The sequence below is a fragment of the Candidatus Protochlamydia sp. W-9 genome (genome assembly GCF_001950615.1).
Lineage (GTDB): Bacteria > Chlamydiota > Chlamydiia > Chlamydiales > Parachlamydiaceae > Protochlamydia > Protochlamydia amoebophila.
In genome coordinates, this window is the sequence record NZ_BCPZ01000197.1 from 1 (window position 1) to 7,856 (window position 7,856).

Annotated in this window: 8 protein-coding genes; 4 read left to right on the plus strand and 4 right to left on the minus strand. The window is 32.8% G+C overall.

Annotated elements, in window-relative coordinates; genetic code table 11:
* Window positions 1–180: 180 nt before the first annotated feature.
* Together BU804_RS06320 and BU804_RS06325 are read left to right on the plus strand one after the other, a co-directional pair.
* Window positions 181–1,773 (plus strand): hypothetical protein, encoded by a 1,593-nt coding sequence (locus tag BU804_RS06320; RefSeq protein ID WP_075883426.1) that lies wholly within the window; start codon window positions 181–183, stop codon window positions 1,771–1,773.
* Window positions 1,774–1,866: 93 nt separating this feature from the next.
* Window positions 1,867–3,021 (plus strand): alpha/beta hydrolase, encoded by a 1,155-nt coding sequence (locus tag BU804_RS06325; RefSeq protein ID WP_158025033.1) that lies wholly within the window; start codon window positions 1,867–1,869, stop codon window positions 3,019–3,021.
* Window positions 3,022–3,252: 231 nt separating this feature from the next.
* Here BU804_RS06325 and BU804_RS13340 read toward each other — a convergent pair whose 3' ends face one another.
* From BU804_RS13340 to def, 3 genes are all read right to left on the minus strand, one after another.
* Window positions 3,253–3,393 (minus strand): hypothetical protein, encoded by a 141-nt coding sequence (locus BU804_RS13340; RefSeq protein WP_158025034.1) that lies wholly within the window; start codon window positions 3,391–3,393, stop codon window positions 3,253–3,255.
* Window positions 3,390–3,608, minus strand: coding sequence for a YchJ family metal-binding protein (locus BU804_RS06330; protein WP_075883428.1), 219 nt, complete (start codon window positions 3,606–3,608; stop codon window positions 3,390–3,392). The genes BU804_RS13340 and BU804_RS06330 overlap by 4 nt, the downstream gene beginning before the upstream one ends.
* Before the next feature lie 118 nt (window positions 3,609–3,726).
* Entirely contained in the window at window positions 3,727–4,245 is a 519-nt protein-coding gene (gene def, locus BU804_RS06335; RefSeq protein ID WP_075883429.1) for a peptide deformylase, read from the minus strand.
* Between the two features lie 91 nt (window positions 4,246–4,336).
* Here def and BU804_RS06340 point away from each other — a divergent pair, with 91 nt between their 5' ends.
* Together BU804_RS06340 and BU804_RS06345 are read left to right on the plus strand one after the other, a co-directional pair.
* Entirely contained in the window at window positions 4,337–4,795 is a 459-nt protein-coding gene (locus tag BU804_RS06340) for a thioesterase domain-containing protein (protein WP_075883430.1), read from the plus strand.
* A 430-nt stretch (window positions 4,796–5,225) separates the two neighbouring features.
* Window positions 5,226–6,257, plus strand: coding sequence for an aldo/keto reductase (locus BU804_RS06345; RefSeq protein ID WP_075883431.1), 1,032 nt, complete (start codon window positions 5,226–5,228; stop codon window positions 6,255–6,257).
* Between the two features lie 99 nt (window positions 6,258–6,356).
* Here the strand turns inward: BU804_RS06345 and BU804_RS06350 are convergent, their stop codons facing one another.
* The gene (locus tag BU804_RS06350; RefSeq protein ID WP_075883432.1) at window positions 6,357–7,580 is read right to left on the minus strand and encodes an MFS transporter; all 1,224 of its coding nucleotides are present in this window, start codon (window positions 7,578–7,580) and stop codon (window positions 6,357–6,359) included.
* Window positions 7,581–7,856 lie beyond the last annotated feature (276 nt).

Sequence of the window (7,856 nt, forward strand, 5' to 3'; positions counted from 1 at the left end):
TTCTACATAGTCAGCTTTAATATCTTTAAAAAAAACTTAAAATAAATTAAGTAATTATTAAATTTTTATATAAATTTATTGTTTTTGATTTTAGTTTAATTTTTTATTGTAAATAAATGAGAATTTGTTTGATTTATATTAATTGTTTATTAATAAAAATTTATTTTTGAAGGATTTTACATGCATTTGATTTATAATCGTAGTCCAGTAGCTTCTTTTGTTTTGAAAGGAATTTCTTATCAACAAAAATCCTTCAAAAACAATCCACAGGGCAATTGTTTTTATAAAATAGGTCTACATGGATTAAGAGCAACTTTTTCTTTAGCAAAACTTGTTGCGGTTGTCGCACTTCCTCTTTTTTTAATTTTAGATGGAATATTTATTATTAGCCGCAGACTAGGCATGCATGCTATTCACTTACATTTTAGCGACTGTCATTACTTATTTGAATCTAACATATTTGATACTTATTTTTCCCAACTTAAGCAATTTGTAAAGGAACAAATCGATTGCATTCATGACATACAAACTTACGCAGAATTAGAACCCCATATTGTTTCATCATTCGCTAAAAAAACTTTAAATTTGGTGAATTTAATTTTAAATGCTCCTTCATTAAAAACAGAAAATGATAAACGTCAATTCCATCAGACGATGTTGATGCATCTCAGAGATTTAATGAAAGAAAGAAAAAGCTTAACTTCACAAGAAATTTTAAATGATCCTAGTTTTCAATGGTTAGACCAATTATGCGAATGGCTTTATACAGGCCCTAAACTGCTTCCAGAAATGATTTATTTCGTTGAACAAGAACTAGATAATTTTTCAAACGCAAAGTTGTTGTCTGCAAAGACTGCGGAATTGCCTAACGTTATTGATTTATTTCATAAAGATCTGAGTAAGCATCCAAGATATACGGGGGTAGAGGAGTCATTGCGTCTTTATGATCCCCATTATTTAGGCGACATCCCTTCCGTTTTATATCATTATTCTATCGAAAAAAATGGAATTCCTAAAAAAATAAAAATGATTCGTACGCCTACTGTTACAAAAGATTGTAAACGTGATTTATCAGGAGTCTTAGTTAAAGCAAAAGTTGTTAAAGAATTTATTGGCTTTCTGGAAAGTTATCAAAGGCAAGAAAAAAAGCATATTTACTTTAATCTCATGCAGAGAAAGGGTTCAGAAGGGATTAGATCTCAAGCTATTGAAGAATTAGAACAGAAATATCCCAATCAACTATATGTGATCACATTGTCTAAAGATTCGGACTTTTATTGGCAAAGTAAAAAATTCAGTTTAATCTCAAATGCGACACAATTTAAAGAACAGTTTATGATTGAAATGTTCGAGGGGAAAAATTATTTTTGGTCTTGGGCATTAAAATTAGATTGGAAACACGATTGTCGGCAAATTTTAGATCATGTGCATCAACTTTATTTTTCTAATCAAGTGGAACTTTCGCATCAGGAACGACTAGATTTTATTGAACTTGCTTATATGGAAATTATTGAAGCAATTTGCTTGAGATTTTACCCTGATAGCGTTAACGAAGCTTGCAAAAGCTGCGTGGATAGAGGAGCAGCGGCTTTAGCTCTGCAGTATTTAAAAAAAACAGTTTTAAAAAAAGAGGCTATAAGCGAATCTCAGAGAAAAAAAATCATGTCAATCGTATTAGCACCGGCTATTTTAGCTATGAATCGGGTGATGCAGCATCAGCGTGCCTCTCGTTTGCAAACGGCATGTCAAAGATTTTTATTAAATAGTATATAACCTAATAAACGGTATCATTAAAAAATGTTAAATCCTGTTTTCATTTCAAGGAGTTATTTCTGTTTAGATAAAACATTTTCAGGAAAAACTGGAATGGGATATTTAGGACGAACAATAATTTGGATTAAAGATAAATTAAAATCTGTAGCAATTGATGCATTGGCTTATGCCTTATTTTTTGTAGCGGCGCGGGCAGTAATCTTTTCTTCTACGCACTCATTTAAAAAAAAATGTAGCGCCGCTAGAGTTGAAAATTCACGGCTGATTTTGCAATCCTTAGGTGGGGAAGAGTTAAGTTTAAAAATGCCAGATGGGCATCAAATTTCTGCCATGTATTTGAACAGTAGTGCCTGTTTGGAGGTTTTGATTAATAAAGGAGCTCAAAAAGATAACCTTCAATTAACGCAAGAGCAAGTTCAAGAAATTCTTTGGATTCCACAAGATAAGCAGGATCTTCTTCATTTGGTTGATAGATTAAGTTTAACCCTTAAACAACATAATGGAAGAGATTATGTAGCTTTAGGCATTCCTAAAAATAGTTCTCAGATAGATTCCACACATGTTATAAGCAAATTAAATAAGGCAAATGCTGGGACAGTCATTTATGCTCCTGGAAGTGGCCATATATTTGAATTCAGACGAAAAACCATAGGTACTTTCTTAGTTGGATACGGTATGAACATGCTTGTATTCAATTATTCACAAACAGGTCGAAGTGAAGGAAAAATTTCTGAACAAGCATCTTATGAAAATGTAGAAGCAGCTTATGAATATTTGATAAAAGTTAAAAATTTAAGCAATTATAAAATTTTAGGTTATGGCCATTGCATGGGAGCAGGCCCAATCTTACATCTTGCTTCTAAACATTCTATTCCTACCTTGGTTGATCGTGCGCCGATAAATATGGGAACATTTGCACAACTAAGGCTCATTACTTTGTGTAAGCTCCCTCCTTTCCTTTATTTTTTAACTGATTGGGTCAAACCTGTGATGGAAAACTGTTTTCGTTATGCAAACGATGAAAGAATTGCTCATGTAAAAGGACGTTTAGCACTAATAGAAGCAACGCATGATGCCATGATTCCCGCAGAATATATACAGAATCTTTTTGATTTAGCAAAATCAGCTAAGTCAAAAGTAAAATTAACTTTAGAATCTGATCATGATGCCGATTTATGTGGAAATGATGAGCTGTTAAGATTAGATTTAGGAAGATTTTTAACAGAAGTCCAGGTTATCGGTTATTAATAAGTTGAAGCCTTGTAAATAACTAATAAAAATCATTGAAACAGCGACAGCTCTTGTAGCTTACAAAACCATAGCATAAACTTTCCAAGTAAATAAATCCGAAGTTTGTTTAAAAAACTTTGCTTTGTTTCAAATATTTTCAGAGAGATTAATGAATCTGAGAAAAAGATGAATTTGTCACAGGGGCTTTTTATTGACTTATTATCATTCCAATTTACGTTTCTCATTCATTTATCCGGGACTTGTTAAAACAGCTGGATTAAAAGGAAGTTTGCCATTTACGTAGAGTGCAGAAGAAATGGGAAAACACATGGTTGATTTTTCACTTAGTTGTCGATCAACTTCTGAGGCTTTTTTCTTGAAAAGAATCATCTAAACCCTTTTTGAAGATAAGCAATAAAAGTAACCTTTACTTCTTCTTTTCCATCTAAAAAGTCTAAAATCTCAAGTTTTCGAAATTTTGTGTGATGGCAAAGCAATAGAATTTCTTTAGCCCATAAGTGTTTGTCTATCCGGAAATGAGGATGTTTGGGATGAGTCGTTTGAATAATATAATCGGCAAGATAGATGATTGGCGTAAGCTGCATAGCGAGGGTGCATCAAAATTAGCACATTTTGCGCAAATTTTCCCTTATATAATATTTTTCAACAGCTTTCATATAAATTTCCACTACAGCAAAGGCACAAGCACTCCATTTAGTATTTCTACAATTGGATAGAAGTGCTAAAAAGTTGTTCTAAAGATTTTCGCTCTTCCAGACTATAATAATCAATAATCAGGATTCCATTAAGATGATCATATTCATGCATAAAGTTAGTGGCTTGAAGTCCTGTGAAAATTTCTTCGAATAAATTACCTTCTAAATCAACAGCTTGAATCGTAATTTTAGCAGGCCTTGTCACATTCATATGGAGATTGGGGATGGACAAGCATCCCTCTGAAAAGGATTGTGTTTCTTCACTCATACTAAGAATTTGAGGGTTAATAAACACACGATCTTTCCCTGATTCCCATAAGCCATTTTTGTTTTTAACTGGAACACATGTTACAAATAATGAAATTGAGTGATGAACTTGAGGGGCTGCTAAGCCAATCCCTTTCATCGTGTGCATCGTTTCCACCATATCATAGATTAATTGTCTCAATGCATCATCGATATGATTCACACGTTCAGTTTTTTTTCTTAAAATGGGATCATTATAATAAGCTAAAGATAATTCCATAATAATTAAATTTTGGTTAATACAAATTTAATTTTAACAAAAGTGGGTTAAAATTACTAAATTTTATTTACTTTGAACAAAAGAGTTTTTCATGATTTTACCTAAAGATGAATTAGAAATGTATCTTTGGAAACACATTCCTATTTCTAAAGCAATGGGGGTTACTGTGAAGGAAGCTTCCAAATTAAAAATTACATTAGAAGCTCCTTTATTAAATAACCTAAATCACAAGAAAACGGTTTTTGGGGGAAGTTTGCACGCCGTGGCTACTTTGTCATGTTGGAGTTTATTACACCTAAATATAGCTGATATTTATGTAAAACCAGTCCAAATCGTGATTGCAAAAAGTGAAGTAAATTATCTGTTACCTGTTTCAACTAACTTTGAGGCGGAATGTGAAATGCCAGATTTAACAAAATGGGAAAGATTTTTAAAAACATTTCAAAGAATGGGAAAAGCTCGCCTAAGCTTATCAGCGAAAATTATGAAAGGAGAGAAGACTTATGTCGATTATTTAGGAGTTTTTGTAGCCTTAATGGACAAGCAGTAAATAGGACAAAATTTTACCTATTTAAATATCTTTTCTTCCTGGAGATGACAAACAAATTATTTTGTTTGTAAATTCGGCACAAATGAGAATTAAAAAGAAAAATCTTATATTAAAGGTTTATTCCGAAGTTTTCCATGGTCTTTGCTCTGTATATAAAGATGAAGTCAATATAAATTTTCTTACATGTTTTAATTTTTAAATTTAATATAAAACCATAAATTACTCTTAAAGAAATCGCAGCAGCATTTTTTAGAAAAACAAAAAATTCCTGTACTGATTGAAGGAAAAGCAATGCTAGGAATATTTTTTAAATATTTTTATTTAATATGTTGTCTAATACCTCTAAATATATTATGCATAAAATTTTTGTTTGGAAGGCAATATTTTGAGCTATCAGAGTATCAACTGAATTAACGGATAGGAAGATTTTATGGAATATAGACAGCTTGGGCGTTCGGGTTTGAAAGTTCCCGCCTTAAGTTTTGGAACAGCCACTTTTGGAGGGACTAACGAATTTTTTAGGAAGTGGGGAGATACAGATGTTCAAGAAGCCACTCGTCTTATTAATTTATGTTTAGAGTCCGGGATTACCTTATTTGATACAGCCAACGTTTATTCTGCGGGAGCTTCAGAAGAAATTTTAGGTAAAGCTCTTAAAGGAAAGCGTGATCAAGCCTTAATTTCTACTAAAGCGACCTTTAAAATTGGCGATAAAGCAAATGATTTAGGATCTTCACGTTATCACATTATTGAAGCTTGTGAAGCTAGTTTAAAGAGACTAGAAACAGACCATATTGATATTTATTTTATGCATGGTTTTGATGCTTTAACACCACCAGAAGAAACCTTAGGGGCATTAGACAATCTGATTCAAAGTGGGAAAGTTCGTTATATTGGATGTTCAAATTTTTCTGGTTGGCATTTAATGAAATCACTAGCAACTTCTGAAAAATATGGTTTAGCTCGCTATGTTGTCTATCAAGGGTATTATTCTTTGATTGGAAGAGATTACGAAGAAGAATTGATGCCTCTTGGAATAGATCAAGGAGTAGGATTGATGGCTTGGAGCCCGCTTGGATGGGGACGGTTAACTGGGAAAATACGAAGAGGGCAAAAACCTGCTGAAGGACGTATAAATGAGGGTGGATCTGTTGGAGGTCCTCCAGTGGATGATGAATATTTATACAATGTCATTGATGCGATTGATCAAATAGCTAAAGAAACAGGAAAAACAATTCCACAAATCGCCTTAAATTGGATTTTACAAAGGCCCACTGTTGTTAATGTTGTTGTTGGAGCTCGTAATGAAGAACAGTTAAAACAAAATCTCGGTGTACTCAATTGGAGTCTAACAAAAGAACAAATTGCCAAATTAGATGCGGCGAGTGAAAAGCAACCTGTTTACCCTTACTGGCATCAAAGAGATTTTAAAGAAAGAAATCCTCGACCAATTCCTTCATAATTTTTAATTTTTAGAGTTAATAGTGAACTTAACTTTTTATGACTACACCACCCCTCGAGAAAAACTTTCGAGGGATGATTAGTGATTTACAAGAGTCATTTAAGAACTTGGCAAAAGTTCTTTCTCTGTTTTAACTTGCTCAGACATGAATAAAATGACAAAGCCCAGGATACCTATAGTTAATCCAATCGGAATAACGGCAATTCCGTAGATTAATGCTTGTTCATTATTTGAGCCACCAAATACATTAATTATACTACCTATGATTGCATGAAAAGTATATCCGAAGATCATAATGATCATATTGGCCACTGCTGTTGTTAAACCTGCGGCTTGTTCAGAAACATATGTTGAAGCTTTATAAATAGCCAAAATTTGATAAGCGCAGCAAATGCCTACAATAATAAAATTAAATCCCATCCAATTTGTATTTAAATGCCAAATAAGCAAGCTAGAAAAGCTGATTGTCATAATGATTCCAGCCCCAATAATAGTTGTTAAGTAATTGCCTGTTTTCTCGGCAATTAAACTTAAAATTGGAGCTCCAAAACACATGCCTATAAAAATCATGGAAGGTAAACTGGCAGCTAAAGTTCCGTCAAATTGATAAACTTCTTTTAAAAATGAGCGCCCCCAGACATCGGCAAAACCCTCAAGAGGTCCAACCATTAGACCTGCAAATAGACAACACCAAATGACGCGTTTATTAAAAATAACATCTTTGATCTCACTCATCATAGAGGTTGATCGAGAACTTTTCACATTAGGAATCATCCAGTAAGTAATTCCCATTAAAACAATACCGATTAAAGCAAATAATTGAACGATTGCGTGATATCCATATATTTCACGCAAGTAACCGACAGGTCCTCCTCCATAAATTGCTCCTAATAATCCTATCATCACAGAAATACTAAGTAGACGAGGAAATTTTTCTTCGCTAAAGCTTAAACGAATAATTTTGAACAATCCAAGAATTGCTGCAGAAGACCCCATTCCAATCAAAGCACGCCCAGCAATTGGATAAATCCAATGTGTCGCGAAAATAAGAGGAAGTAACCCAATAACTGTCAATAAGATGCAAATGCTCATGATCATTCTAGGTCCATAGCGATCTAATAATATTCCCAGAGGTAGATGCATCAGAGAGTAACCGATGTAATAGATACCTGAAAATTGACCGATTGTGGCTGCTCCAATTTGAAATTGTTGCATGATGTCATCGATTACAATGTTAGGCATCACTCTTAATAGATATTGATAGGCATAAAAGATCGAAGCGACTATCCACATGACCCAGGCAGCCAATCGAGAGGTAGGCATACATATTCCTTTTTAAGATAAAAATACTAAATTTGAGGTAAAATGATGAAACATTACAAGTGAAAACTACTTCCTAAAAGTTTAGAAGAAAAAGGTAAAAAAAGAGGATGAAAAAATTTGAATGTATTTAGATTTGTAAGATAAGGATAAATTTTCATAATTTTTTACTTTTTTTTATAAAGAATAAAATTATATGAATATTTCCAATATTTTAGTAAGTTTTTCCTTCTATGTATTATATTCTGTTACACAGAATAAACTTTATCTTATTTTAAG